This is a genomic window from Mobiluncus sp. (assembly GCF_985070215.1).
Genome location: NZ_CFKZQR010000021.1, coordinates 1 through 25,033 on the forward strand (window position 1 = coordinate 1; position 25,033 = coordinate 25,033).

A 25,033-nucleotide genomic window follows, 5' to 3' on the forward strand; every position below is an offset into this window, starting at 1 on the left:
ACCCCCCCCCCCCCCCCGAAACTTTGTGCGAAATTAGATGGTAGATTTAGACATCTTCGAGTCGCATAGCCTTCGTTTCTTTAGCCAGCATATAGATACCGGCGCCAATGAAGAGCAATACTGCGAAAATAATGAACGGCACGAACACAACTTCTGGCGTGGGTTTCCCGCCCCCAATCATGGCTCCGACCAGATAGGGACCGAAGATTTTGGCGGTAGCACCAATGCCGTATCCCAACCCCAGACCAGTAGAACGAGCCTCGTTCGGGAACTGCTCAGAGCCGAAAGCGTTGAGGATACCGAAAGCACCATCTCCAAAAGCCATGGCAATCAGGATACCGAGGAAGAAAATCCACCCTGCCGAGGAACCCTGAATTTGACTTGCAAATGCTGCAATCAGACAGCCAACACCACCCAGAACACCCCAGACCAGCATGGTTTTACGCCGACCGATATGGTCTGAAATCCACGCCGAGCCTAGACGACCCAGCAAATCGGCTAGAGATACCCCCATGAACAGGTAAGCCACCGTTCCAATGTCGAACTTAAAGGATTCGCTGAGAATGGCCTGACCCCAAGACTGAATCGTGAAAGCGCCTAAAATGAAACAGAAAGAACCAAAGGTAACGATAGCTAGTTGCTTGGGATACTTAGAGAAAATTACCCCGTAGGAGGCAGCTGGTTTTTGTTCATATTCCGGCAATTCACCGACTTCTGTTACCGGTATGTTCATCGCCCAGGCGTAGGCTTTACGAGCGTCTTCGACCCGTCCGCGAGACATCAGGTATCGAGGAGATTCCGGAACGAAGAACGCCCAAGCCACCAGCACTACGGGGAAACACCCTAGAGCTACCAAGCCCTTCCATCCCAGTGGTTCCCCGAGGATCTTGGTTGCCAAAGATCCGAGAAAGATACCTAGTGGAATAAACACGGAGGTTAGACCGGCTAACAGACCACGCTGTTTGGATGGAACAAATTCCTGTACAAAAGGAATCGAGGTGATATTTAGACCGCCTACACCAATACAGACGCCGATACGATATAGAGTCAGCATCAGCCATTGACCGGGCATAACCGTTAAGCACAGAGCTGTAAATATTACTAACACGACAATGCACGCCACAAAAGCTGTTTTACGTCCGAAACTGTCAGCTAAGCGACCCCACATGATAGCACCTATGACCGTACCCACACCGGAGGCGGCACCGATGATACCAGCTTGAAAGCCCGTGAGTTCCCACCCTGGACTCTTCATGAGCAGCGCGATTACGAAACCGATGAGGAACAGGTCGAAGAACTCCGAAATATTGCCCACCACAGTCAACGCAATCAAGCTCCGCTGATGACCCGTAAGCGGGCGTTCATCAATCTGCTGCATAGCAGTTTTAACATTACTCATTACATATTTCCTTTCGAGTAAATGAGAATCTAACGAACAATATCTGAGGTGTTAGCGGCTATAAGCTCACCGGGATTAACGTAGGTTAAATCTCCATGATGAGTGAGTGCTAACTTCGCGGTGCGCATTCCTATGCGTACACCGGCTTGAATATCTCCATCTAGATATCCGTGAATAGTTCCAGCCACAAAAGAATCTCCAGCTCCTGGACGATCCACAACGGGGACACGCTCTACCTCGAATACTGTCTGCCCTTCAGCAGTTGAGATATAAGTTCCATCCAACTGATCTGTGGAAACAACAATCGGTACTTCCAGCATTTCTCGCAGGTCATGGCAGACCTTTTCGCCATTGCCAGTGATTCCAAAAACAGATTCACCATCGCGGCGGGAACAAAACACGACTGAGGATTTCCTCGCCATAGGTTCCAATACTTTCCGTGCTTGGTCTCCATCCCACAACAGCGAACGGTAATTAACATCCAAAGCGATATCAATCCCCCGTTCGTGGGCTTTGTCCACGAAATACGCCAGTACCTTTGCAGTGTGTTCAGTGAGGGCGGCGGTGATACCGGTGACGAATACTAAACGGGTGTCCAGCATACTGTCCCAATTCACGTCCTCAATCTGAATCTCTCTAAACGGAGTGTGGAGGCGGTCATAGGTAACTTTAGAAGGCATCGGGTATTCCCCAGGTTCCAGGAAATATAGCGCCACTCGGCCATCTGGTCGCATCACCACATTAGAGAGATCCACGCCTACCGAGCGAAATTCAGATAGCACCCGGTTAGCCAAATCTCCTTTGGGCAATACAGTGCACCAAGCTGTCTGACGTCCTAATTGAGCCAGTAGCCCCGAAACGTTTGCCTCCGAACAGGCTGCCGTCATACGCAGGCTGCTAGCTGAAGCCAAACGTTCACCTTTATGGCAAGTCAAACGAATTTGACCTTCACCTATTGTGGTTAAGTCGTACATCATTGTCGAACTCCTAAACTTGCATTCATAGTCCCGTACCGGTTTTGGTAACGGTCATAGTTAGCGGATATTTCTGTTGCGGGCAAATCACTGATTTGTCCAATAGTGCGAGCAATAGCTACGGTGCGAGCGACATCTTCGACCATTACTGCTGCTTGCAAGGCTTTTTTGATACTGGGACCGATGGTGAAAACGCCGTGTTGTTTCATCAAAATGGCCGGAGCAGAACCAATAGAACGGATTATTTCTTCACCGATTTCGTTCCCTCCGATGCGAGCATATCCCCCGCAAGGAATTGGTCCTCCGAACTCGTCAGCAATAGCCGTTAGGCAACAAGGGATTGGCTCTCCTATCGCCGCAAAAGCAGTAGCATAACGAGAATGCGTATGTATGACTGATTTAACGTCCTTTCTGTGTTGGTAAACGTATAGGTGAGAGCTAGTGTCCGAAGATGGTCCGTGTTTGCCTTCCACGACTTTTCCATCCGGAGCAACCACAACCATGTCGTCAGGAGTCATTTCCTCATAACGCATACCTGAAGGTTTGATGACGATGTATCCGGTTTCTTCATCAATCGCCGAGAGGTTTCCCCCTGTCCAGGCGACCAGGTTGTGCCGCGGTAGCTCAAGGTTTCCCTCGCACACTTGTTCACGTAACTCTTGCAGCATCATTGCTCACTTCCTCTCTGGAATGATTTCGGGGCTGATGACGGTAATGCCGGCTTCTCGCAGACGAGTTTGCAGCCATTCCCTTCCAGCAACACATTTGTCAATGGAATCGGGGGAATCGTCGTTCCACATTTCCAACATGATGCGACCGCTCCAGCGCTGCCGTGCCAATTCGGAAAAGGCCGCGGAAAAGTCCGCGACGCCTTCTCCGAGAGGAATACGTCGAGGTTGCCCCGGCAGCACATCCTTTACATGGATAGCCACCATGTGGTTTTCTCCAGCCGCGAGTTCAGTAGTGGCATCTCCCCCGTGCTCCGCAATATTTCCGATATCCGGATAAATTTGCAGCCACGGAGAAGGCAGCTCTTTCAGAACTTCCATGGCGTCTGGTATCGCTGCCAAGTCGTTGCCGTCCACGTTCTCAATAGCAAGGATGATGCCTCGCTGCTCCGCATACGGCAGCGCTTGAGCCAGTACTTCGAGGTAGCGTTCCCGCGCCTCGGGATCGTCTGGCTCGTAATAGGCAAAATATCCCGCTACTTGAACGACTGGAATCCCCAGGTCTACGCAGAAATCAATCGCTTTGTAATAGAGATCCAGGGCGCGCTGGCGCATCTGGGTATCTCGAGATCCAGGCATGATGCTTCGATGTGCGGACAGGCAAATCCCCCCGAGGCGAATACCTGAGTTTTTCGCGGCTTCTCGCACCAGTTGACGCTGTGAATAATCCCAGTCCAGACGCGCCAACCTCTCTGCACTTTCGTCAATAGAAAGGTCAACGAAAGAGAATCCCGCACGGTGTGCAGCAGCAAAGAACTGTTCCCAGTTTGTATTGCTGGGCAGCGCTTTCTCGTAAATTCCGAGCGTAACTGCAGATTCTTTGCGACGCGCCATCATCCCCACACCTGCGCAATCTTGTTTTGCAGTGCGGTGGCTGCGGCCAACGGGTCTTCAGCCTTGACGATGGATCGTCCTGCAATCACGATGTCGGGATTATGTCCGGAAAAAACACCCAATTCCTCGACGGTGATGCCGCCAGTAACCGTTACCGTGAATCCCAGGTTTTTCAGCTCGGCAATACGGTCGAAGTCCTTGGAGCCCCATTCCAGTTTGCCTGCGGCCTCCAAATCACGAGAACGCTTCACAATGGCGTGTTTCACACCGATATCAGCCCATCGCTTGGCTTTTTCCAAGGTGTAATGTTCTTCGGCCAATTCGACCTGAACTTCACCGTGAAACTCGTTGGCCACCTGCACTACCTGTTCGATAGTGGTCAGCGATGCTCCAGCCACGCAAGACACCCACGACGCACCCGCTTCAAAACAGTTGCGTGAGATGAGCGAACCTGCTTCCGCGATACGCACATCCGCCAAAATCGGCCGATTCGGGAACAAAGCCCGAATTTCACGAACCGCACGAAGTCCCTGATTGATAATCAAGATAGTGCCGCATTCAATGATGTCGATTTGGCTTTGGGCCTTTTGCAGGGGTGCCAACGCATCCTCCATGGTGAGGGTGTCGAGGGCAATCTGTAGACGGGGTGCCATCTTAGCTGTCCTTCCGCATGGTAAAGAACCGCTGCGCGTTGTACATGAGCAGGTCCTTCACGTAATCTGGATCGAATCCCTCATCCAACATGCGCGGGCCATCCACAGCCGGGTTGTAGTCAACACCAGTCACAGAACCGTACGCTTTCTGGTAGGAAGCCTTGCCGGAGTCGGTGCCCAGCATGATGCGCTTGCCGTAGCCCATCTCGCCCAGTTCACGCAACTCCATAATGCGGTTTGAATCAGGTTGGTACTTAATACGATTTGTTCCATCGATTTCTAGCCATGCACCTGTCTCCAGAATCTGCTTCAGATACCACACGTCCGCGTTGCGCTGAATATGTCCGATGGCAATCTGATCGGCGGGAACGCCCAGTTTGATGAGCTCCTGCGCCTGTTCCAGACCGCAGGTACCAAAAGTAGTATGCGTGTTGATTGGCGCACCTGTTTCAATCGAAGCGATGGCGCAAGCCTCCATGCACTTGTGTTCAAAGTCCGTAATCATGCCGTAGGAGGTCGCAACCTTGATACACCCGGCCTTAATGTTCGTACGTTCGACGATAGGACCGGAGTAGTCGTGGCGGTCGATGCCTTCGGTGATGTCCTTGATGAGCAAGTCGGCAATCTGGTTCACCGTGTAGCGACTCACCCAGTGGGAACGCGTTTCCAAATACACCTTTTCCCGATGAAAACCTGTAGTGGCAATGATCTGCAGATTCTTTACACGCTTGTTGACTTCCAACAATTTTTCCATATCTCGACCGGAATTAGCAGGGCACATGTCCACCACGGTGCCGCCATGTTCGCTCCACTTCAGCGAAGCTTCAGCAAAATAGGTGGCCTCTTCGACTGCCTTATCGACATCAGCCAACAAGTGGTCGCCATCAATGTAGACTTCGCCAGCACCGATGCGAATCAGGTGATCGTGGGCATTAACCACGCCGAGGGATTCTGGGGCAACATCACCCTGAATAGTTCTTGCAATACTCATGAAATTCTCCTTCGAATAGCCAGTAGTGATCCCTCATCGGATCGTGTTACACACTCTAGGGTGACTATGCGGGTAAAAACAATCACTCTTATGGACATTTGTTCACAAGAGTGTGTGGTATTGTTAAATAACCTTACGTTACCTGAGGTAATCACTGTAGATGTTATCAAGAAGATTACTTATAATGAACATATGTTCAGTTCAGAAAGTCCCGTGAATGACAGAAAGCACTTTGAGCTTCTACTTACCGTTGCCAGGCGATACTACCTGGACGACGCCAAACAGTCTGAGATTGCCGAGGAGATCGGCTACTCGCGAGTGACCGTCTCCCGCCTGCTGGCAGAAGCCAAACGTTGCGGTATGGTACACATCGAGATATCGCACCCCCACGAGCGCTTGGCCACACTGGAAAAACAAATTAGCAGCAAGTACCGAATCAAGGAAGTACGGGTTTCAGCGGCTAGTGCGACTAATACAGAATCTACTACCGGCAGACTAGCCGCAGAGTTGCTGCTGTCGCACTGCTCTTCCCGCTCGACTATTGCCATCTCCAATGGCCGCGCCGTAGCCGCAACTGTTGCCCAACTCCCACGTCATCACTGGATTTCCTCTTGCGTGGTACCCATCCTGGGAATGACGGGAAGCGAATTACCTTTCATTGACAGCCCGGAACTGTGCCGCAACATGGCTAAAAGACTCGGTGGAAACTATTGGACACTGCCCGTTCCCCTAGTTTTCGAAACGGAATTAGCCGCCCGAGCTATGCGCCAGGAGCCTTCGGTATCTCGAACTTTGGATCTTGCAGCCCGAGCGGATGCGGCTTTGGTCGGTGTTGGTTCAGTAAAAGAAAGCGGTTCAAGCCCTATTCTCAGAAAGTGGATTACGCAAAATATCCAACGCGAGGTACAGAAAAAGCACGCCGTGGCACACTTGTGCGGACACTACATCGACGCAAAAGGCAACCACGTAGACACCACTCTCTGTCAACGCACGGTCTGTTTAGAGCCTGCCCAGTTGCGCAACATTCCATTCGTCGTGGCGATTGCCTATGGAGAGGAAAAGGTGGACGCCTTACACGCTATTTTGACCGGGCGTTATGCGGATGCCCTGGTCACCGATGAGTACACCGCATTGGCTCTGATTGAGAATTACAACACCGACTGAAAAGCATTTCTTTCGATTCCATGTGCCCACAGCCTTTGACAAAACATTTGCTGTTTGGCATCAGTTTCGATTGGTAGTTAATCCTTTCGTAAAGGATGAGCAGACTTGGTGACTCTGGATCGGGGAGTATTCCTTCAACGCAAGCTTCCCCAATTTGGACCATTTATTAATCCTAGAATTTATTGCATAATTAAGGAGTTGAGGGGAGGGAAAATGAACATTGATACCGCTACTTTGGTGCCGATTTCAGAAGCGAATCAAAACTTTTCCAAGGTCGCCAGGCTGGTTGACCAACACGGGAGCGCTGTCATTATGAAGAATAACGAGCCGCGTTACGTCATCATTGAGTTCAACCGACTGGATATGCCCCAAGAAGCTAGCGACTCCGAAGTCTTGGCCGCTTCGAAGCAAATCATGGAACGCAATCGCCACGTGTACGAAGAGCTAGCCAAATGAAAATCCTTTCAAAATCTCAAATTTTGGCCCTGCATAAGCACCTTGTTTCTGAGAGCGGCGGGACTCCGGGCCTACGGGACGAAGGGCTTTTGAATTCTGCTTTGACTGCTCCTTTTCAAACATTTGAAGGGGCGGAACTCTATCCATCTGTTGTCGAAAAAGCGGCTCGCCTGGGCTACGGACTGATTGCAAACCACGCTTTCCAAGACAGCAACAAACGCATCGGCACCCACGCAATGCTAGTTTTCCTTGCTCTAAACGAAATTGAGCTGAAATACAACGATGATGACTTGATTGCTATCATCCTCGACATAGCAGCAGGCAGAGCCGACTACCCCACCCTGCTGGAGTGGGTGCAGGCTCACCTTAAATAGTCACATTTCGCCGGTGATGGCGCGCAGAGCGTTGTCAACCTAATTTTCGCTGCGATGCCAGAATGCATTTACTGCGTTTCGCTAGTTTTAGCACTGCGTTTTGACAGAAGGGCCTAGTGAAACCGGTACGAAGACAGACTCACTAAATTGACGACTGGAATCCAAATAAATTGACGACTGAAACTTCGATAAATTGACGACTCGCGCTCATGACCAGGAAAAACGTGACAGAAAAGTACCCCCACACATTTAAAGAAATTCAATGAACGATACGTCGCCGGCGCAGATAACCCGCCAGTTTTACTGGTCGTCACCGCAGGGAAACTTAGCTACACGCGCGATGACGTGGTACACGTCGTTGCGTGCGGCAATCTCGGAGCCTAGAGTGTTCACGCGATAGAAACTGCGGCAAATACCGCGCTGGCTCGAATTGCAACGAACTTTACAGCACGTAAAAGCGATCAAACTGGGTTTGGAGTTTTTCCACGACTCGTTGGCGCAGACTGGCGCGGTCTTCGGCTACAGCGCCGAACAGAGGTACGTTTGGCAACAGCGTGAGCTCATCCCCGCAGGTGCGGGAATCGCGGTGTGCACTCTGTGCAGGCGACCACTGCAAACGGCCTGGATTACCCCTTCACGGAGCCGGCCATCATGCCGCCGACGAAGTACTTGCCCAACGCGATGTACACCAGGAGCGTCGGGACGGAGGCAATCAGGGCGCCCGCCATGGAACCGCCGTAGTCAGCCATGATAGAGCCATGCGCCAGCTCGTTCAGGGACAGGGTCACCGGACCGCGCTGGGAACCGCCGCCAAAGAACAGGGCAAACAGGAAGTCGTTCCACGCGGAAGTAAACTGCCAAATCAGCACCACCACGAAGGACGGAATGGAAATCGGCAACACCACGTTAAAGTACGTGCGCAGCATTCCCGCCCCATCGATACGCGCGGCCTCGATGAGATCTCGCGGCACGCTCTCGTAATAGTTACGGAAAATCAGGGTCGTAATCGGGATGCCATAGATGATGTGCATCAAAATCAGGGTGTGAATCCCGAAACCAATCTGGGACGCCACCACCATGCGCATCATAGGAATCATGACGGCCTGGTAAGGAATGAACATCCCGAACAGAATCAGGGTGAACACCACGTTCGCTCCGGGGAATCGCCAGCGGGACAGGACGAAACCGTTAGCGGAGCCGAGCATGGCCGAGATAATCGAGGACGGAATGACCATCATCAGCGAGCGCAGCAGCCCGCCCTGCAGCTGTTCCCAGGCCCGAGCCCAGTTATCGGTGTTCCATTCAGCAGGCAGATACCAAGTCCGGGACGGGTCGGCCTCCCCCGCACCTTTGAAAGACGTGATCAACAGCACGTAGACCGGCATGAGAACCATGGCGAGGAAGAAAATCAGGAACACGTAGCGAATAATCTTGCCGACGCTCACTCCGCCACGCTTCTTCCCTACCGAACCATTGGAGTTGACCTTTTTTGTCGTAATCGCGGCAGCACCCGCGTCGATTGTAGCGGCGGAACTCATCGGTTGGCCTCCTTCGCATCGTGAATCAAGTAGGGCACCACCAGCAGCGCCACAATCACCAACAGGACCGTGCCGACTGCGGCCGCGTTCGAGTAATCCGAAACCGTCATGAAGTTATACATATCGATGGCCGGAACCTTGGTCTGATAGAAAGTCTGATCCGCGACCGCCATAATCAAGTCGAAAGACTTCAGCGACATATGCCCGATGATAATGACCGCGCTGAGCGCTACGGGCGCGAGCTGCGGAAAGATGATGTAGCGGTACAGCTGCCATTCGTTAGCGCCGTCCACACGCCCGGCCTCCCGCAAGTCGTCGGGAACCCCGCGGAATCCTGCCAGGAACAGAGCCATGACGTAGCCGGAGAGCTGCCACACGGCGGGAATCCCCACCGCCAGCACCCCGAAGGTGGGGTTGGCAATCCAGTCATTTTGCAATCCGCCCAGGCCAACCATCTGGAGCAAACGGTTCAAACCGGAGGCGTTCTCATCTTGAGCGGAGTTCAGCATCCAGCGCCACACCACGCCGGAGGCGATGAACGATACCGCCATCGGGAACAGGAAAACGGAACGGAAAATCCCTTCGCCTTTAATGGGTTTATCCAAAAGCCAAGCCCAGAGGAACCCAAAGAACAGCGTGCCCACCAGGAACATTACCGTGAACATCAGCAGGTTAATTAAGGAATGCTGGAAATCCTTGTCCGCAAATAACGCCGCAAAGTTTGCAAACCCCACAAAGTTAACCGGTTGCACTCCCGAAACTTGCGGCGCGGAGTGGTTGTCCTGCAGGGACGTTACCAAGTTAGAACCCAACAAGCCGTAAACAAAAATAGCCACAAGGATGATAGATGGCGACACCAGTAACAGCCCGGGTCCCCACTGCTTAATCCCGTTCGAGCTGCGTGCTCGTTTACGCTTCATCGGTGCCCTAGCCTTTTCAGGTGTCTTGACGGCGGCGTTGCCTGACATTTTGTCCCCTAGATAGTGTGTGGATGTGATTGAGATTTTGGGGTCCGCATCGGTGTGCACAAGGTTCTCCGCTCGCCTCTGGCGACTGCACAAGGTCGGTTGATGCGCCCCAGTTCAGCCTTACGCCGGCGGGCTTTTACGATTTTGAAAAAACCCGCCGGCGTAAAGACTTGCCTGTTTGAGGGCTACTTCATAGCAGCCGCTGCAGCCAACTCACTCTGGAGAGCGGCAACATCGTTGCTGGAGTTGAACTTGCCCAGAGCGCTCTTCATCTTTTCGGTGGCTGCCAAGGGCAGAGCCGCACCGTGAGCGATAGAAGAAACGATGGTGTCCTTACCAAAGGATTCCATCGCGGAGCGCTGGTAATCCGAGAACTTCGACAATTCATCGTCGGTCAGGTCGGAACGAGCCGGGATGGAGCCCTTGACCGAGTTGAACGCAATCTGGCCTTCCTTGGAGGAAATGGTATTCAACCAAGCCTTCGTGCCATCGGGGTGCTTCGCGCCCACCGGCAGGGTGAAGGAGTCAGCCAGGAAGTCGAACACGCCGTCGCTGCCCGGAACCGGGAAAGTCACGTAGTCCTTATCCCATTCCATCTTGGCGTTCTCCCAAGCCGGAGGAGCCCAGTCGCCCATCACGTTGTAGGCAGACTTGCCTTCGATGACCGGTTTCATGGCAGGTTCCCAGTCCTCTGAGAGCAGTGACGGATCGGCGTAGGTCAGAATCTTGGCGTAATCATCCAAAGCAGCCTTGACTTCCGGGCCGCTCCAATCGGTCTTGCCATTCATCAAGCCGTTGTAAGCATCGGTACCCAAGTCCGAAATCAGGACGGTTTCCAGCAATTGCAGCTGAGTCCAAGTGGCGCCGACCGTAATCGGGTACTGCACACCGGCAGCCTTGAGCTTCTCCATATCAGCAATCCAGCCCTTGATATCTGTCGGCGGAGCCTTGGGATCCAAGCCGGCCTTTTGCATGACCTCAACATTGGCCCATACTACGTTTGCACGGTGAATGTTAGAGGGGACGGAGTAAATCTTGCCATCCACAGTCAGGAGGTCTACCAGGTCAGCTGGGAAGGCGTCACGTAGCTTGAACTCGTCGTACAAGCCAGAAACGTCCTCCAGGTATCCCGCGGCAATATCCGAGGAAAGCTCGGCGCCAGCGTGAGCCTGATAGGTGTCTGGCGGGTTCTTTGCCGCCAAGTCCGCAGCTAGCTTCTGCTTTGCGTTGGTGCCGCCACCACCGGATTCGGACTGCTTAATCAGTTCCACATCCGGGTGCTGTTCCGCAAAGACTTCCTTTAAGGCATCGAAACCTTGTTTCTCAGAGCCCTGCTCCCACCAGGTCACGACACCCACTTGAGAGGCACTGCCAGCGGCGTCGCCACCGTCTTTACCGGCGTCAGAAGCCGAAGAGCAGGCTGTCATAGTTAGACCGAGGGCCAGAGCGCCCGCAGCCGCAATGAGCTTTCGCATTGAAACTCCAATCAGTTAACTTCATTGTCGTTATCCCCAGAGGGCATCTTCACCCGTCAGGGACAAGTAACATTCTCTCATATATTCCGTCAGGTCTTGATGAAAAGGAGCCGCAACATTATGTTTTTACCTTCGGGGCCCCACGCGACGGAGGTTTTTGGTCAATGTTGGGTCAGCTCAAGGGCGTTCCCGCCGTGTGTCTAGGCAGCCCGTACCGGCCTAAAGCAACAGGGTGCGCCACCCACCGCTTTGACATATGGAAACGCACACAATGCCGTGAGCCTTCTGTAATATATTTTGAGGTCCTTGCGACCTCTCGATAGTGAAGCCCGGAAAGGATCCCTGTGAATACCTCATACCCTCGTCCCAAATGGCTGGATAACGCGGTTTTCTATGAAATTTATCCCCAGAGTTTTCAGGACTCCAACGGGGACGGCATCGGGGATATTCCAGGCATTATTTCCCGGCTGGACTATCTAAAAGAGTTGGGAGTCGACGCCCTGTGGCTCAATCCCCTGTTTGATTCGCCTTTCAAGGACGCCGGATACGATGTGCGCGACTACAAGTTGGTGGCTCCCCGCTACGGCACCAACGAGGACCTGGTGAGACTGTTCGACCAAGCACACGACCGCGGGATTCGCGTGCTGTTGGATCTGGTACCCGGCCACACTTCTGAAGAACACGCCTGGTTCCAATCCAGCGCCCGCCCCGAACCCAACGAGTTTTCGGACCGCTACGTGTGGACCGACTCCTGGATTGCCGGGGGCGACGGCTATCCCTTTATTGGCGGGGAAACGGAACGCGATGGAACCTATATCCTCAACTTTTTCAAATGCCAACCGGCGTTGAACTACGGTTGGGCTCACCCGAAATATCCCTGGCAAGACCCGGCTTTAGGTCCCTCGGCCCGGAAGACCTGTGACGCAATGGTGGACGTCATGCGTTTCTGGCTCTCTGCCGGCGCCGATGGATTCCGGGTAGACATGGCAAACTCCCTGGTGAAACACGATGACGAGGGCAAACCGTACACCATCAAGACCTGGCATTATATGTTTGACCAGATTCGCCCCGAGTTCCCTGAAGCCGCGTTTGTCGCCGAATGGGGGGTGCCCTACGAAGCGGTCCAGGCCGGGTTTGACATGGACTTTTACCTGGATTGGCGATGGGACAATCACCCTAACGGCTACAACATCCTGCTGCGCAACACGAACACCCCGTATGTGCGGGAAAACGACCTGAGCTACTTCAACGCGGACGCCCCCACCGACATCTGTGGATTCTTGGAGCAATACGAGCCGCAGCTGCGCGCCGCCGAGAAATCCGGAGCCTTTTTCAGCCTCATCACCTGTAATCACGATACTTGGCGGGTGGCGCCCCGACTGACCGAACGCGAACTCGGCTTGGCGTGGGCAACGATACTGACCCTGCCCGGAGTTCCGTTTATCTATTACGGGGATGAGATTGGCCTGCGCCACCAGCTGCTGCCCACCAAAGAGGGTGGTTATGTGCGTACCGGTGCCCGCACCCCGATGCAGTGGGATAGCAGTGATAACCTGGGATTTTCTACGGCTGCCCCAGCGGACCTCTATCTGCCGGTCGATACCAGCGCAGACGCTCCCACCGTGGCGGCGCAACAAGCCAAACCGGATTCTTTGTGGCACACGGTGGCGCGCGTGCTGGAATGCAAGCGAGAACTCCCGGCTTTGGCGGCTGACAGTGCTTTCACGGTCCTCAGCGCCGAGCCGAACCAGCGTTTATTTGTTTTCAAAAGGGAGAATGCCGCGCAAGACCTGATTGTGGCGGTCAATCCGGCGCACGCTACCGCAGAATATGATCTGGCACAAGCGCGCCCGGTGCGTTTTAGTATCGGTTCGGCTCGAGTGGCGGGAACCACGCTGCAGCTCGGACCCCAAAGTTTCGCGATTCTGTAACGCGACCCTTGTCCCCCGGCTTTCTGGGGCACCGTATTCTGAGTTGTGGTTAAACCAGTTTGGGAGCCAGAATCTGGCTCCCAAACTGAGAAATCTTGGCGACGATTTACATAATGCCCAGGGACTTCACGGTGTCGATTTCCTCGGCTGCCTTGTCGGCATTGAACTTAATCTTTGCCTTGGTCTTATCCGAGAGTTCGAGGCCTTCCACAACGGTCCATTCCTTACCGTCAGAGGTCACGGGGAAGCCGTAGGAAAGACCCTCGGGAACACCGTACTGGCCAGTTGAGGGGATAGCGGCGGTGACCCAATCGCCCGCGGGAGTGCCGCAAGCCCAGGAATGCATATGATCGATAGCCGCGGCAGCCGCTGAGGCAGCGGAGGACTTGCCGCGAGCCTCAATGATGGCCGCACCGCGCTTTGCCACGGTCGGAACGAAGTAATCGTCCAACCAAGCCTCATCGACCAGGCCGCACGCCGGCTTGCCGTCCACCTCACAGAAAGAGATGTCCGGGTACTGGTCAGCAGAGTGGTTGCCCCACACAATCATCTTTTTGATGGTGGACACCGGCACACTGAGCTTTTCAGCCAGCTGGCTCATGGCTCGGTTGTGATCCAGGCGCATCATGGCGTTGAAACGCGAGGCGGGAACATCCGGGGCGGAGGCCGCGGCAATAACCGCGTTGGTGTTCGCCGGGTTACCCACCACCAAAATACGCACGTCATCAGCGGCGTTATCGTTGATGGCCTTGCCTTGCGGACCGAAAATACCGCCGTTGGCGCTGATCAAATCCGCACGTTCCATGCCCTGCTTACGCGGCATCGAACCGACCAACAGGCCAAAGTTGCAGCCCGAGAACGCCACGTTGGGGTCGTCGGTAATGTCGATACCATCCAACAGAGGGAAAGCGCAGTCATTCAGTTCCATGGCAGTGCCCTCGGCAGCCTTCAGAGCCGGGGTGATTTCCAACATTTTGATACGAACCGGCTGATCCGGGCCGAGCATTTCGCCGGAGGCGATGCGGAATACCAGCGAGTATCCGATATTGCCAGCAGCACCGGTGACGGTAACATTTACAGGACTTTTAGCCATTGATTTAACTCCTTTGTATCGTGTTAAACGCTTCCACTCTGAGCGTCAGCATTCATTACTTTAGCGCAAAAAGCCACGCTGAGGGTAAACCGAACGCCTTGAAAAAACGCGGAATTTCACCTGCTTACTTGTGAGCGAAATAATATTCCAGCAGCCCCCGGGTCGAAGCGTCTGTCTGTGCCAAAGCCTCGGCGTCTCCGCTGATGGCCGGACCCAGATCGATGGCCATTGCCTTGCCCAGCTCCACTCCCCACTGGTCGAAGGAGTCAATACCCCAGATTGCGCCTTCGACCAGCGTAATCATCTCGTACAGGGCGATGAGCTCCCCCAGCACTTTCGGGGTGAGAGCCGGCGCCATGATGGAAGTCGAGGGTCGGTCGCCGGGGAAAGTCCGGTGTGCCACCAGTTCTTCCTTCGTGCCTTCCGCCCGCACCTCATCGGGAGTTTTCCCAAAAGCCAGCGCCGCGCTCTGGGCAAAGAAGTTACCCAGGAACAGTTCGTGCTGACGTTTCCCGGTTTCGCTGTCAGTGAGGTCCCAAGTCGGACGGGCAAAGGCAATAAAGTCGACTGGAATCAGCCGAGTTCCCTGGTGAATCAGCTGGTAAAAGGCGTGCTGGCCGTTCGTGCCGGGCTCTCCCCAGAATACTTCACCGGTATCGTAGCTGACCAGGGTGCCGTCTCGACGCACCCGTTTCCCGTTGGATTCCATCGTGAGCTGCTGCAGATAGGCGGGGAAACGATGCAGATACTGGGAATAGGGCAACACCGCGTGAGTCTGGGCGTGCAGGAAGTTGGAGTACCACACGTTCAGTAAGCCCATCAGTAACGGCACGTTCGACGCCGGCGGGGTAGAGCGGAAATGCTCGTCGATGGCGCGGAAACCAGCCAAAAATTCCTCGAAGCCTTCCCGACCGATGGCCACCGCGAGAGACGTTCCCACCGCGGAATCCACGGAATAGCGTCCGCCCACCCAGTTCCAAAAACCGAAGGCGTTGCGGGGGTCGATGCCGAAGTCCGCGACTTTGTCCAAGGCGGTGGACACCGCCACAAAGTGCTTGGAGATAGCGTCTTTCGCCGCCTCCTCGGTTTTGTCGATGACACCGCGTTCCTGCAGGCCACGCAGCAGCCAGGTGCGGGCGGCTTTCGCGTTAGTGATGGTTTCTAGGGTGGTGAAAGTCTTGGAAGCGATGATGAACAGGGTCGTTTCCGGGTCCAGGTCACGGGTTTTTTCCGCAATGTCAGTGGGATCAATGTTGGACACAAAACGGCATTCCAGGCCGGGCTTCACGAAAGGCCGCAACGCCTCGTAAGCCATGTAGGGACCCAGGTCAGAGCCGCCGATACCGATATTAACCACGGTCTGGATACGTTTGGAACTGACCCCAACCCAAGACCCGTCACGCACCGAGTCGGCGAAGTCGTAAATTCGCCCCAAGACCTCGTGTACCTGAGCGATAACATCCTTGCCGTCTACCACCAGCTGGGTTCCAGCGGGAGCCCGCAGCGCGGTGTGCAACACGGCCCGGTTTTCCGTGTTGTTGATGTGTTCGCCGTTGAACATGGCCTCGCTCAAGTCGCGCACCCCGGCTTGGGCGAAAAGTTCCAATAGTTTTTCAAAAACGGCTCCGGTAATCAGGTTCTTTGACAAATCCACGTGCAAATCCGCGGCCGAGAATGAGAGGTTTTCTGCCCTGGCGGGGTCGGCCGCAAAGGCTTTGCGCAAATCCAGGTGGAAGCCTGCGGCCATTGCATTGAGGTCTTTCCACGCTGCCAGGGTTGTCGGGTCTTTCGTTTCCATTGAGTTATCCCTTCTGTTCAATAGTCTGCCCGGGACCGTTCCCGCGGCTCATTACGTTGCTGTTCTCACGGTTTGTGGTGGGTCATCCAAACCAAGAGCTGTAAGTTAGGACTTCGGACCGCTCATGTCAATGACCGGTAGGGGGAAGTCCTTGACCGGCGGATTTGAGCTGGCCATCACTTCAATCAGGGGCCGCAAGCCCATCCACCATTGGTTGATGGGACGGCGCTTTTCTGAATCAACTTGTTTCTCCATCTGAGAAATGTCGTGGTACGCCATCTGACCGTTTTCCTCACCGATATATTCAATGGCGCACTGCCCGGAATCCAGGGCGGCATCGAGGTGGCACATCGTTTCCCACATCAGCCGCACCGCGAGGAGCCGGTCGAAGGGGGAGGGAGCCCCACCCTGCTGCAAATACCCCACCGCGTCAGTACGAACGTCAAAGCATCCCTGAGACTCCTGCTTGAACACTTTGGCCATGAATCGCATGTCGTAGTGTCCCCCAGCCAGTTCGTTGCGAACTACCAGGGCGAGGCGACGGCCTTTTGCGAAAGCTTCGCGCATTTCGGTGGCATGTTTGCCCAGCGTCTCCAAGCTAATCGTTTCTTCCTCGAGGTAAACTCGCTCCGCCCCGGCGGCGATTCCACTCATCAGCGCCAGGTAGCCGCAGTGGCGCCCCATAGTTTCGGTGATGAAACAACGTTTTGAAGCGGCAGCCGATTCTTTCATCAGGTCCATGGACCACACCGCATTGTTTAGTGCAGTGTCCGCTCCGATGGAGATTTCGGCTCCCGGAAGATTGTTGTCGATGGATGCCGGGACAATGACCATCGGTATTTTCAGGGCCGGATAATGCTTCAGCTCCCCGCTGATAGCTTGGGCGGACAGATACGCGTTGTAGCCCCCAATCAGCACCATCGCGTCGATATGGTGGTTTTCAATCGAGCGGCCGATGGCATAGAACTGTTCTATCGTGGGTACCTCTCGTTTGGTTCCCAGTTCCGCGCCACCCCGGAAGTCCCAGCCTTCCACGTCTTTCCACAGCAGTTTGCGAACCTTGCCGTCAATGAGCCCCTGCCAAGACCCCTCGATACCCAGGACTTCCAGGCCACGCTGCAGTCCGAAACGAACTGCAGCCCGGGCCGCCACGTTCATCCCCGGAGCCAGACCTCCCACGTGCATCACGGCAACTTTTTTCGCTTTACGAGGCAAAGGTTTCAGCAGCGAGGGCGGGGTGGACAAGACCCGGAAAATCTCTACCATATCGGTGAAGGAAGTCCCCCGCGAGGCGATAGCCTGGTCATATTTTCCAGCCTTTATGAGCTCGTGAACATTCGAGGTCGCCGCCACGGTCTGGGTCAGGTCCAGCCGGGCAATCCGGTTGTAGCGCACCCCCATCACTTTGGCCGAATCTCCCGGCTTTGCCCCAATTACGTCCTGTACCGCGGCATATCCCAGCAGGGTGGGCATCCACCGGTCATATACCGAGGGTGTTCCCCCGCGTTGAATGTGTCCCAAGATGGTGACTCGAGCGGACTCTCCCGTGCGCTGTTCAATAGCCTCGGCGACATAGTTGGCGGTAATGGCCTGACCGTCCTGGTCCTTTGCCCCTTCCGCCACCACCACAATGGAATCGCGCCGCCCGTGCTTGCGCCCTTCGCTGAGCTTCGTACACATATCGTCTTCCCAGCCGGGCGCGGGGGGATTTTCGGGAATCAGTACATAATCGGAACCGCCCGCCACGGCGCTCATCAAAGCTAAATAGCCGCAGTTTCGTCCCATAACTTCCACCACGAAGGTGCGCTGGTGGGAGGCGGCGGTGGAAGAAAGCTGATCCAGAGCCGCCAAGATGCGATTCAAGGCCGAATCGGTGCCAATCGTCATGTCTGTGCCCGCCATGTCGTTGTCAATAGAACCAACGATGCCGACAATGCACAAGGACGGGTGGGCTTTGGCTGCGGCGGCGCTGAGGCGCTTTTCCTTCACCAACTGCTCCAATAGCTTCGGCCAGTCCTGGCGCAGTTCTTCCGTTCCTCGCAGCGCCCCGTCGCCGCCGATGGAAATGAGCCGGTCAATGCCGTTTTTAACCAGGTTCTCGCAGGCTTTCAGGCGCCCTTCCCAATCCCGAAACTCCGGGCAGCGCGCGGTGCCGATGATGGTACCGCCCTTGGAAATCGTATTGGACACGTCACCCCAGGTCAGCTCATGAATACAGGACCCGCCTTGAACCGCACCCAACCAGCCTTCACGTATCGCGAACGGCTTGGCTCCTAAAACTATGGCAGAACGCACCGCGGAACGCACCGCCGCGTTCATGCCCTGAGCGTCTCCACCAGAAGTGAGAATGCCAATGCGAATGTCCTGTTCCGGCTTTACCGTCTTCGGTTTCGCGTTAGATTTCCCGTTCTTTGCCGGTTTCGCAGACTCACCCATCGGTATCTCTCCCCTCGATTCTGTGCCGGTCATTCGGCCTGGTTTTATTCTCTCGAATTTTTCACCCTTTTGGGTGTTAAACGTGAACTTTCACGTCCCTAAGCTGAACGTAACCTGTCAAAGAATTGACGAAACAAACGAGCAAAGGAGTAATCCATGTCTACTGAAAACTTCACGCCCGCTGGGCCTGGTGCGCCTCAGCCCGAAGTGAAAAAAACGCTGGCTTTTGTGGCGTTGGCACTGTGCATTGTGGCTTCCATCCTCATGCTTGCCGGTCACATCATCACGGGTCAACAGGTCGCGGCCGCGACTGGTGGGGACATTAGCCAAATGGGTCTGGACGAGTTGTCCAGCGCTATGGATGTCGCCGACAAGGCCGGGAATCAGCTCCTGGTGTTCGTAGGGATTGCGGGAGTACTGAACCTGGTTGCTTTCATCCTGAGTTTGGTCGCTCTCATTAAGTCCCACCCCAAGACCATGCCCCTGATTATTTTCCTGGTGGTTATCGTTTTGCCAGGTATCGCCCTGGCTATCGGCAGAGCAGTTCAAGCCAGCATTCTTCCTTCCGTGTAACCGCTTGCGGCTGCTTTCCGGGGGGCTCCGATTACCTATTCGGAGCCCCCACTTTCTTGCCTTACCGGTAAAAAAGACCGAATTTGCCCTAAACTGCTATTTTTTGGGAATAATGGAATCATGAGTTTCGTGCGTGAACCAGCAGTAGCAGGATCTTTTTACCCCCAGGATCCAGGTGAGCTGCGACAAACGGTTGACGACCTGCTGAAAAAGGCCGCTTCCCTCATCACTAACGATGTTTCGCAAGACTCACAAGGCAGACCTCTGCGGCAACTGATGGCGGTGCAGGTTCCCCACGCCGGATACATCTATTCCGGTCTCATCGCCGCGGTCGGCTACCAGCTCGTCAGGACCTTGCGTCCCCGACGTGTCGTCATTGCCGGTCCCACGCACCGCGTCGGATTTCGCGGTATCGCACTGAGCGAAGCTGCCGCTTTCGCCACTCCCCTGGGGGAAGTTCCGGTGGACCAGGAGGCCCAACAATACCTGGTGGAGCATAGTTCCGCCGCAGAGTTTTTCGAGCCCTCCCACGTGGAGGAACACGCCTTGGAAGTCCAGCTGCCCTTCCTGCAAACCGTTTTCCGCGACCTAGACTTCTCTATCGTGCCCCTAGCGGTTGGAGATTGCACCCCGGAGGAGGTTTGCGAAAGCCTGCAAACTCTGGTTTCAATTCCGGGAGAGAATCCTGACGATACCTTGATTGTCGTGTCCTCGGATCTGTCCCACTACCTGAGCTACGACGAGGCGCGCAAACTTGACACCACGACCTTATCTCAAGTCATGTCGTTAGAGTACCCCCTCGATCCGCGTCAAGCCTGCGGTGCTTACGCTTGGTCCGGCCTGATTCGTTTGGCGCGCCGGCTGCAATGGCATCCGCAACTGCTGATGAACGCCAGCTCTGGGGACACCGCCGGAGGTAAATCGCGGGTTGTTGGTTATTCCTCCGTGGCTTTCTGGAAGTACAATCCGCCGGAGGATGAATTCGGCATCCCGGATCGTTACGGCTCGCTGCTGCCCCAGATAGCACGCGAAATTTTGATTGATGCGTTCCAGGATGGCAATCGTATCGGCTCTATGAATACCATAGGCAAGTTCAGCGAGTCGGACCGTGCTTTGCAGTTGCTGCTGCGTTCGGTCGGGGCTTCTTTCGTGACTTTGACAAAACACGGGCAGCTGCGCGGATGTATCGGTTCGCTAGCTCCGCATCGAATACTCAGTGAGGACATCGCCGCGAACACTTTGGCTGCCGCTTTTGAAGACCCGCGGTTCCCGCCTCTGCAAGCCTCGGAACTCGATCAGATTAAGATTGAGGTTTCAGTCCTCACGGAACCTCAGGCTTTTGAACGTTTCGAGGGGGAAAGCAACGACTCCTATCTGTCCCGGCTGCGCCCCGGTATAGACGGGGTCATTTTGCGCCGCGGTTTCCACCGGGCGACTTTCCTGCCCCAGGTCTGGAGTGAGCTACCCGATGTACACGACTTTATCTCGCAACTCATGTATAAAGCCGGGCTGGGCACAGAGGAATTCGGGCCGGAAATTAAGCTCGAAACGTATCAGGTTCAAGCCTGGGGCGAGGCCGAAGCCTGAGCGGCCGCGGCCATAGTCGGGCAGGAAAGCAAGAAACTACGCAGCTTTTCCACGACATCTTGGGGAAATTCGCCGCCCTCTGAGACTGCTTCATAAGCCAAACCGTCAATGATGGAAATTATGACGTCGGGCGAACATGAACATTCGGCGGCCTGCAGAATATCCGCGACATATTCGTCAAAGCGGGCGCGTCCCTCACGAGTCTTTTCCACAATAACCTGGTGCTCAGCCAGGACCAGTCCGTGCAACAGGTAGGTACGTATGTACTGAATATCCGCGGCTTGCGGAAGCACCGCGGCGACCAAAAACTCGGGCAGCTTGTCGCGCAGTTCCTGGGGAGAAAGTTGCAGCGCTTCATCGCGGATTTTCCGAGCCCGGTCCACCCAAACCTCTACATTCAGGCTCGCCGCCTCCATCAGCAAATCTTCACGAGTGGGGAAATGGTATTCAATCGTGGAATGAGGCAAGCCGGCTTTTTTCCCCAGAGCACGATAGGTCAGGGCGCTGGGCGAGGAGCGGCGCAGTATCTGAGACGCCGCGGTCAATATCCTGGTCCTGGTATCTATTTGTTTAGAATCACTAGCAATGCTCAAATTACTCAACTCCCTCTCCCCTATGTAAGCTAGCGAAACAGATTTTCGGTCGTGTAACTAGCCCTACCTATTTTTGTTCCAAATTTGCAATTTTTGCAAGTAGCTGTGAAATCTCTGCGGATTCACTCTCGAGAGGATTCAGCAAGTCGATCTGCGGGCTCGGGGGGTCGTCTAACCGCACGTAGGACCATCCGATTGAGGCACTCCGGTCAGCAAGGTCACACGCTTCCACCACTTTTCCACGTAATAACGCTCTGGTATTGGCAGGAGGAATCGTCTTAGCCCGGGCAATGCAACTCTCACTTACCAGCGGCTGCACACTTCCCGACTGCAAAAGCCTCTCACGAAGCCCATATTGCTTTGATAAATCGTGAAATGCTAACTCTGCTCGCCGGGCTTTGGCCCCAGCAAAATTCGCCTCACCAGCGGTGACATGGGAAAGTAGCTGATATTTCAGCGACCAGTCGAGTTCACCACTCAAGGCTGTGAGATCCCCTTCGCTCAGAGCTAACACGCCGCGAGCGACCACGTCCCCCAAACCGAATTCGTCATCGCCCTCAGGAAACAGATTCACGCTTTCTCGCAACAGTTCCGGACAACTGACCTCAACCGCGCTGTCCCCACGCCGTGCGGACATCCGCGCATTCGGGTCGTAATTCCAGGTTTTCATGGCCGCAACCGGATCGTCGAGGACGAAAAGATCCTCCTCCCTCGTGCCTTCCTCCATGAGACGCAAAAATCGGTCGGCCAGGAAAGTTCGCAAAGCGACTGTTACGGGCAACATGGCTGAATCTACGCAGGTCACATGCAAGCGACGCCAGCGGGAGGCATCCGCGTGAGGTTCCTCTTTCGTGTTGATAAAAGCCTTGTGGTGGGTGGGGTCAGCAGAGGCTGCCTCGGTAATATAGTGAGCCCGCGCACTAAAGCAATATTTTCCTTCCTCGTCTATACAGCCGCTTCCGCACAGGATTTGGCGAGCCGCCAGGAACGACACAAAAGCGGGCATCGAAATCGGGGTGTTCGCTCCGTATTGATAGTTTTCGTGGCAGCCAAAACTGTTTCCCCAAGAGTCAGCGTTTGTTTTCAAGACGTGAATCCGGATGCCGCGGTTCACCAAATTATTATTGGCAATATCAACTAAATCTTGAATAATCGCGTCCCCCGCCAGATCTTGGGCCACAACATCTGCGAGGTCAAGGCACTCGGGACCGGCATATTCGGGGTGTTCTCCAATATCGACATAGAGCCTCGCCCCGTTGGAGAGAAACCCGTGAGGAACCCGCACGGCTCGCTCCGTACTGGCAAAAATCTCTTTCACGGCCGCCTCTACGTCTAGCGGTGGTTCCTCCGAGCCGGAATCATCGGAGACGTAGACGCTGGTCACACCATATTCGGTTTCGAGGCCACATACCCTTCCGAGACGTGTCATTGTCCGCCCTGCTGCTTGAAGTTCTGGACAAAACTCAAAGCGTTTACGTTTAAGACGTCCTCGATGTCTTCGATTAACGCATCGAGTTTGTCTTCGGAGATTTTATTCTGCGGAGCAAGTTCGACCTCTTCAACCGATTCGTTCTCGCTGGCGGAGTGGCTTTCTTGAATCTGTTTCGCCATCATTTCCCTTTCTCAAATTGCTCTTTAAAACTCTCACTGGCGTAGTAGCCCTCGTCCCAAGAGTAATATTTCAAATCCGCAGGCAATTCTACTCCCAGGGCTTGCAGGACTTCCGCGACGAGTTTCCCCTGGTCCTCGCTTTCGGAACCGAGCTTGGCCGCGCAAATCTCCACGGCTTTCTGGACTTCCTGGCGAGTGGGGTGGTGTGGGTCGGGGAACTGAACCCGCACCAACTGTGGCTTTCCGATGTCAACCAAAATCGCCATCCAAGACGCCGCCCAGAGCTGGTCGGGGAAACGCCGCAACAGCTCGGCACGTCCTCCGGCGCGGGTTTCTGCCGGCGCTTCCCGAGAGGCCTGTTGGATTTCCTCCAGAGCAAACATCGGCTCGAAACCACCCCTCTCCAGCGCGCGAGCCAGAGACAAGCCCTCATCAACCATGGAAAATCTCAGATCCAACAAGGCCAATCTGGGGTCGTCCCAGCCGCAGCCCAGTTGGTCCCGCTTACGGTCCAAGAGCGCGAGTTTCGCACACCACTCTACGAGGGCAGTGGATTCGCGCCAGCCTGCCTCGAGGGAGTTCAAGACCCGTTCCCAGTTCTCGATTACCCACTTGGTTTCACTGTCCGCCTGCTGAGATGCCCCAGAGCCAGCCTCAAAGCCAACTTCACGAATGAACTCCAGATATCCCTGCTGAATCTCGAGCGCAGTAGCTGCTCCCCCGGCCTTCAGAGGGCAAGCCTGTTGCAACGTGACGTCGCGGGAAAAGGCCTTAATTGCCGCTACCGAATCCGCTAGCGCCCACCTATCGGCGAGTTCACGAGCCCGTTCGGGAAGGTTCTCGGCCAGACTCAACAGCAGCGCGGCCGTCCCGGTGCGTAATGCAGTGGAATAAGGGAACATCGAGGAATCCGCGGTGATGACGTGGAACCGCCGATAGCGGCGAGTAGCGTGGGGCTCGTCGCGGGTGTTGACGATGGGGCGTTCCCGCGTCGTCATCAGGGAAACTTCGGTTTCGATAAAATCCGCGCGTTGGAAAACCTGGAAACCCGCGGTTTCGCTGTTTTGGCCCAGCCCGAGACGTCCCGTGCCGCAAAAAATCGGGCGAGACACTAAGTACGGCATAAAGAGGTCCACCAAGAGCTGCCATTCCACGCTGCGTTCTACGAGGTAGTTTTCATGCGCCCCCCAAGCCGAGCCGTGCGCATCGGTGTTGTTTTTTAAGACTAAAGCCTTCGCCCCGGCCTCGTCAGGGGAAGTACTGTCACGCAGAGCCTGGGCCGCGCGGGTCATGATTTCATCTCCGGCACGGTCGTAGAGAGCTGTTTGGAGAGGCCCGAGACATTCCGGCGCGGAATATTCGGGGTGACCGTGGTCGACGTAGAGCCTCGCTCCGTTGGGAGCAATGGTGGAGTTGCCGCGGTAGTAGTGTTGACCAAACGCATCAACTTTCGTAACCCAGCGAGTTTTCACGCCGGTCAGGACGGCGCCGAGTTCCTCGTTCGTCCGTGCCTCGGGAGGCAAGTCGTGGTGTTCTTTACCCTCGGCGTCGAGTTCCGGATGCTCTCCCGAATAGTCGAAACGAGTGCCGGCTCCGGGGAGCATCTGCCAAGAGACGGCGGCACCTGCCGGATCGGGAACGTGGTTCGTCACCGGCACCCCCGGTGTTTTCGCTTCCTCCAGAGCCCAAGTGCGCCACAAGCGTTGAGCCAAGACTTCCGCCTGTTGCGCGGCCTGAGTTTCAGAATCCCCCGCCTCCGGAGTGGGACCGGCGGGGAAATCGCTCAAGGCATATTCAGTTTCTATCGACATGATGCGTTTCACGCTCAGCATATGTTTCCTCCTTCGCGCGGTCCCC

General features: G+C 55.0%; 22 protein-coding genes. 6 read left to right on the forward strand and 16 right to left on the reverse strand.

The annotated features are described in order from the left end of the window. Positions 1-46: 46 nt before the first annotated feature. The 6 genes from AC5LBQ_RS05460 to AC5LBQ_RS05485 are packed head-to-tail and all read right to left on the reverse strand — an operon-like array spanning position 47 to position 5,579. Positions 47-1,399, reverse strand: a complete 1,353-nt coding sequence (locus tag AC5LBQ_RS05460; protein ID WP_491680918.1) for an MFS transporter — start codon at positions 1,397-1,399, stop codon at positions 47-49. A 29-nt stretch (positions 1,400-1,428) separates the two neighbouring features. Further along, positions 1,429-2,376, reverse strand: a complete 948-nt coding sequence (locus tag AC5LBQ_RS05465; RefSeq protein ID WP_297722409.1) for a sugar kinase — start codon at positions 2,374-2,376, stop codon at positions 1,429-1,431. Continuing rightward, positions 2,373-3,044 carry an L-ribulose-5-phosphate 4-epimerase gene (locus AC5LBQ_RS05470; RefSeq protein ID WP_299293752.1) on the reverse strand — a complete coding sequence of 224 codons (672 nt, stop codon included), beginning with the start codon at positions 3,042-3,044 and terminating at the stop codon, positions 2,373-2,375. The genes AC5LBQ_RS05465 and AC5LBQ_RS05470 overlap by 4 nt, the downstream gene beginning before the upstream one ends. Before the next feature lie 3 nt (positions 3,045-3,047). Then, a complete protein-coding gene (locus tag AC5LBQ_RS05475; protein ID WP_491680919.1) occupies positions 3,048-3,938 on the reverse strand; it encodes an L-ribulose-5-phosphate 3-epimerase in 891 nt (296 codons plus the stop codon). Then, the gene (locus AC5LBQ_RS05480; protein ID WP_491680920.1) at positions 3,935-4,588 is read right to left on the reverse strand and encodes an orotidine 5'-phosphate decarboxylase / HUMPS family protein; all 654 of its coding nucleotides are present in this window, start codon (positions 4,586-4,588) and stop codon (positions 3,935-3,937) included. The genes AC5LBQ_RS05475 and AC5LBQ_RS05480 overlap by 4 nt, the downstream gene beginning before the upstream one ends. A gap of 1 nt (position 4,589) precedes the next feature. Then, entirely contained in the window at positions 4,590-5,579 is a 990-nt protein-coding gene (locus tag AC5LBQ_RS05485) for a phosphotriesterase family protein (protein ID WP_295026995.1), read from the reverse strand. A 192-nt stretch (positions 5,580-5,771) separates the two neighbouring features. On the opposite strand from AC5LBQ_RS05485, the gene AC5LBQ_RS05490 reads away from it, so the two are divergent. From AC5LBQ_RS05490 to AC5LBQ_RS05500, 3 genes are all read left to right on the forward strand, one after another. Further along, on the forward strand, positions 5,772-6,743 hold the full coding sequence (locus AC5LBQ_RS05490; RefSeq protein ID WP_491680921.1) for a sugar-binding transcriptional regulator: 972 nt from the start codon (positions 5,772-5,774) through the stop codon (positions 6,741-6,743). Positions 6,744-6,956: 213 nt separating this feature from the next. Next, a complete protein-coding gene (locus AC5LBQ_RS05495; protein WP_295026998.1) occupies positions 6,957-7,199 on the forward strand; it encodes a type II toxin-antitoxin system Phd/YefM family antitoxin in 243 nt (80 codons plus the stop codon). Beyond that, positions 7,196-7,573 (forward strand): type II toxin-antitoxin system death-on-curing family toxin, encoded by a 378-nt coding sequence (locus tag AC5LBQ_RS05500; RefSeq protein WP_295027000.1) that lies wholly within the window; start codon positions 7,196-7,198, stop codon positions 7,571-7,573. The genes AC5LBQ_RS05495 and AC5LBQ_RS05500 overlap by 4 nt, the downstream gene beginning before the upstream one ends. A gap of 626 nt (positions 7,574-8,199) precedes the next feature. Here AC5LBQ_RS05500 and AC5LBQ_RS05505 read toward each other — a convergent pair. From AC5LBQ_RS05505 to AC5LBQ_RS05515, 3 genes are all read right to left on the reverse strand, one after another. After that, positions 8,200-9,111 (reverse strand): carbohydrate ABC transporter permease, encoded by a 912-nt coding sequence (locus AC5LBQ_RS05505; RefSeq protein ID WP_493264857.1) that lies wholly within the window; start codon positions 9,109-9,111, stop codon positions 8,200-8,202. Continuing rightward, on the reverse strand, positions 9,108-10,079 hold the full coding sequence (locus AC5LBQ_RS05510; RefSeq protein ID WP_297346246.1) for a carbohydrate ABC transporter permease: 972 nt from the start codon (positions 10,077-10,079) through the stop codon (positions 9,108-9,110). Before AC5LBQ_RS05510 ends, AC5LBQ_RS05505 begins: the two co-directional genes overlap by 4 nt. A 185-nt stretch (positions 10,080-10,264) precedes the next feature. Beyond that, positions 10,265-11,554, reverse strand: coding sequence for an ABC transporter substrate-binding protein (locus AC5LBQ_RS05515; protein WP_297346245.1), 1,290 nt, complete (start codon positions 11,552-11,554; stop codon positions 10,265-10,267). Between the two features lie 344 nt (positions 11,555-11,898). On the opposite strand from AC5LBQ_RS05515, the gene AC5LBQ_RS05520 reads away from it, so the two are divergent. Continuing rightward, positions 11,899-13,485, forward strand: a complete 1,587-nt coding sequence (locus AC5LBQ_RS05520; protein ID WP_493264858.1) for an alpha-amylase family glycosyl hydrolase — start codon at positions 11,899-11,901, stop codon at positions 13,483-13,485. A 106-nt stretch (positions 13,486-13,591) separates the two neighbouring features. Here AC5LBQ_RS05520 and AC5LBQ_RS05525 read toward each other — a convergent pair whose 3' ends face one another. From AC5LBQ_RS05525 to AC5LBQ_RS05535, 3 genes are all read right to left on the reverse strand, one after another. Continuing rightward, on the reverse strand, positions 13,592-14,578 hold the full coding sequence (locus AC5LBQ_RS05525) for a malate dehydrogenase (RefSeq protein ID WP_295027022.1): 987 nt from the start codon (positions 14,576-14,578) through the stop codon (positions 13,592-13,594). A gap of 124 nt (positions 14,579-14,702) precedes the next feature. Continuing rightward, on the reverse strand, positions 14,703-16,376 hold the full coding sequence (pgi, locus tag AC5LBQ_RS05530; protein WP_493264859.1) for a glucose-6-phosphate isomerase: 1,674 nt from the start codon (positions 16,374-16,376) through the stop codon (positions 14,703-14,705). Between the two features lie 105 nt (positions 16,377-16,481). Next, complete coding sequence (locus AC5LBQ_RS05535; RefSeq protein WP_493264860.1) at positions 16,482-18,812, reverse strand: 6-phosphofructokinase; 2,331 nt, start codon at positions 18,810-18,812, stop codon at positions 16,482-16,484. 156 nt (positions 18,813-18,968) lie between these two features. Here AC5LBQ_RS05535 and AC5LBQ_RS05540 point away from each other — a divergent pair, with 156 nt between their 5' ends. Both AC5LBQ_RS05540 and amrB read left to right on the forward strand, forming a co-directional pair. Further along, entirely contained in the window at positions 18,969-19,385 is a 417-nt protein-coding gene (locus AC5LBQ_RS05540) for a hypothetical protein (RefSeq protein WP_491680885.1), read from the forward strand. A gap of 120 nt (positions 19,386-19,505) precedes the next feature. Further along, positions 19,506-20,972 (forward strand): AmmeMemoRadiSam system protein B, encoded by a 1,467-nt coding sequence (gene amrB / locus AC5LBQ_RS05545; protein WP_493264861.1) that lies wholly within the window; start codon positions 19,506-19,508, stop codon positions 20,970-20,972. Here amrB and AC5LBQ_RS05550 read toward each other — a convergent pair. From AC5LBQ_RS05550 to AC5LBQ_RS05565, 4 genes are read right to left on the reverse strand one after another with little or no spacing between them, the layout of a single operon-like run. Then, positions 20,945-21,574 (reverse strand): TetR/AcrR family transcriptional regulator, encoded by a 630-nt coding sequence (locus AC5LBQ_RS05550; RefSeq protein WP_493264862.1) that lies wholly within the window; start codon positions 21,572-21,574, stop codon positions 20,945-20,947. The two genes, amrB and AC5LBQ_RS05550, sit on opposite strands and share 28 nt — an antisense overlap. A gap of 58 nt (positions 21,575-21,632) precedes the next feature. After that, positions 21,633-22,994, reverse strand: coding sequence for a proteasome accessory factor PafA2 family protein (locus AC5LBQ_RS05555; RefSeq protein WP_493264863.1), 1,362 nt, complete (start codon positions 22,992-22,994; stop codon positions 21,633-21,635). After that, the gene (locus AC5LBQ_RS05560) at positions 22,991-23,179 is read right to left on the reverse strand and encodes a ubiquitin-like protein Pup (RefSeq protein WP_295027035.1); all 189 of its coding nucleotides are present in this window, start codon (positions 23,177-23,179) and stop codon (positions 22,991-22,993) included. Before AC5LBQ_RS05560 ends, AC5LBQ_RS05555 begins: the two co-directional genes overlap by 4 nt. Then, the gene (locus AC5LBQ_RS05565; RefSeq protein ID WP_493264864.1) at positions 23,176-25,008 is read right to left on the reverse strand and encodes a proteasome accessory factor PafA2 family protein; all 1,833 of its coding nucleotides are present in this window, start codon (positions 25,006-25,008) and stop codon (positions 23,176-23,178) included. Before AC5LBQ_RS05565 ends, AC5LBQ_RS05560 begins: the two co-directional genes overlap by 4 nt. Positions 25,009-25,033: the final 25 nt, after the last annotated feature.

Excerpts from the sequence above, each read along its gene's own strand:
- AC5LBQ_RS05475 (WP_491680919.1), bottom strand. The coding sequence starts at position 3,938 with ATGATGGCGCGTCGCAAAGAATCTGCAGTTACGCTCGGAATTTACGAG.
- AC5LBQ_RS05555 (WP_493264863.1), bottom strand. The coding sequence starts at position 22,994 with ATGACACGTCTCGGAAGGGTATGTGGCCTCGAAACCGAATATGGTGTG.
- AC5LBQ_RS05495 (WP_295026998.1), top strand. The coding sequence starts at position 6,957 with ATGAACATTGATACCGCTACTTTGGTGCCGATTTCAGAAGCGAATCAA.
- AC5LBQ_RS05460 (WP_491680918.1), bottom strand. The coding sequence starts at position 1,399 with ATGAGTAATGTTAAAACTGCTATGCAGCAGATTGATGAACGCCCGCTT.
- AC5LBQ_RS05535 (WP_493264860.1), bottom strand. The coding sequence starts at position 18,812 with ATGGGTGAGTCTGCGAAACCGGCAAAGAACGGGAAATCTAACGCGAAA.
- AC5LBQ_RS05540 (WP_491680885.1), top strand. The coding sequence starts at position 18,969 with ATGTCTACTGAAAACTTCACGCCCGCTGGGCCTGGTGCGCCTCAGCCC.
- AC5LBQ_RS05500 (WP_295027000.1), top strand. The coding sequence starts at position 7,196 with ATGAAAATCCTTTCAAAATCTCAAATTTTGGCCCTGCATAAGCACCTT.
- AC5LBQ_RS05560 (WP_295027035.1), bottom strand. The coding sequence starts at position 23,179 with ATGATGGCGAAACAGATTCAAGAAAGCCACTCCGCCAGCGAGAACGAA.
- pgi (WP_493264859.1), bottom strand. The coding sequence starts at position 16,376 with ATGGAAACGAAAGACCCGACAACCCTGGCAGCGTGGAAAGACCTCAAT.
- AC5LBQ_RS05470 (WP_299293752.1), bottom strand. The coding sequence starts at position 3,044 with ATGATGCTGCAAGAGTTACGTGAACAAGTGTGCGAGGGAAACCTTGAG.
- AC5LBQ_RS05465 (WP_297722409.1), bottom strand. The coding sequence starts at position 2,376 with ATGATGTACGACTTAACCACAATAGGTGAAGGTCAAATTCGTTTGACT.
- AC5LBQ_RS05525 (WP_295027022.1), bottom strand. The coding sequence starts at position 14,578 with ATGGCTAAAAGTCCTGTAAATGTTACCGTCACCGGTGCTGCTGGCAAT.
- AC5LBQ_RS05505 (WP_493264857.1), bottom strand. The coding sequence starts at position 9,111 with ATGAGTTCCGCCGCTACAATCGACGCGGGTGCTGCCGCGATTACGACA.
- AC5LBQ_RS05565 (WP_493264864.1), bottom strand. The coding sequence starts at position 25,008 with ATGCTGAGCGTGAAACGCATCATGTCGATAGAAACTGAATATGCCTTG.
- AC5LBQ_RS05480 (WP_491680920.1), bottom strand. The coding sequence starts at position 4,588 with ATGGCACCCCGTCTACAGATTGCCCTCGACACCCTCACCATGGAGGAT.
- AC5LBQ_RS05515 (WP_297346245.1), bottom strand. The coding sequence starts at position 11,554 with ATGCGAAAGCTCATTGCGGCTGCGGGCGCTCTGGCCCTCGGTCTAACT.
- AC5LBQ_RS05490 (WP_491680921.1), top strand. The coding sequence starts at position 5,772 with ATGTTCAGTTCAGAAAGTCCCGTGAATGACAGAAAGCACTTTGAGCTT.
- amrB (WP_493264861.1), top strand. The coding sequence starts at position 19,506 with ATGAGTTTCGTGCGTGAACCAGCAGTAGCAGGATCTTTTTACCCCCAG.
- AC5LBQ_RS05510 (WP_297346246.1), bottom strand. The coding sequence starts at position 10,079 with ATGTCAGGCAACGCCGCCGTCAAGACACCTGAAAAGGCTAGGGCACCG.
- AC5LBQ_RS05485 (WP_295026995.1), bottom strand. The coding sequence starts at position 5,579 with ATGAGTATTGCAAGAACTATTCAGGGTGATGTTGCCCCAGAATCCCTC.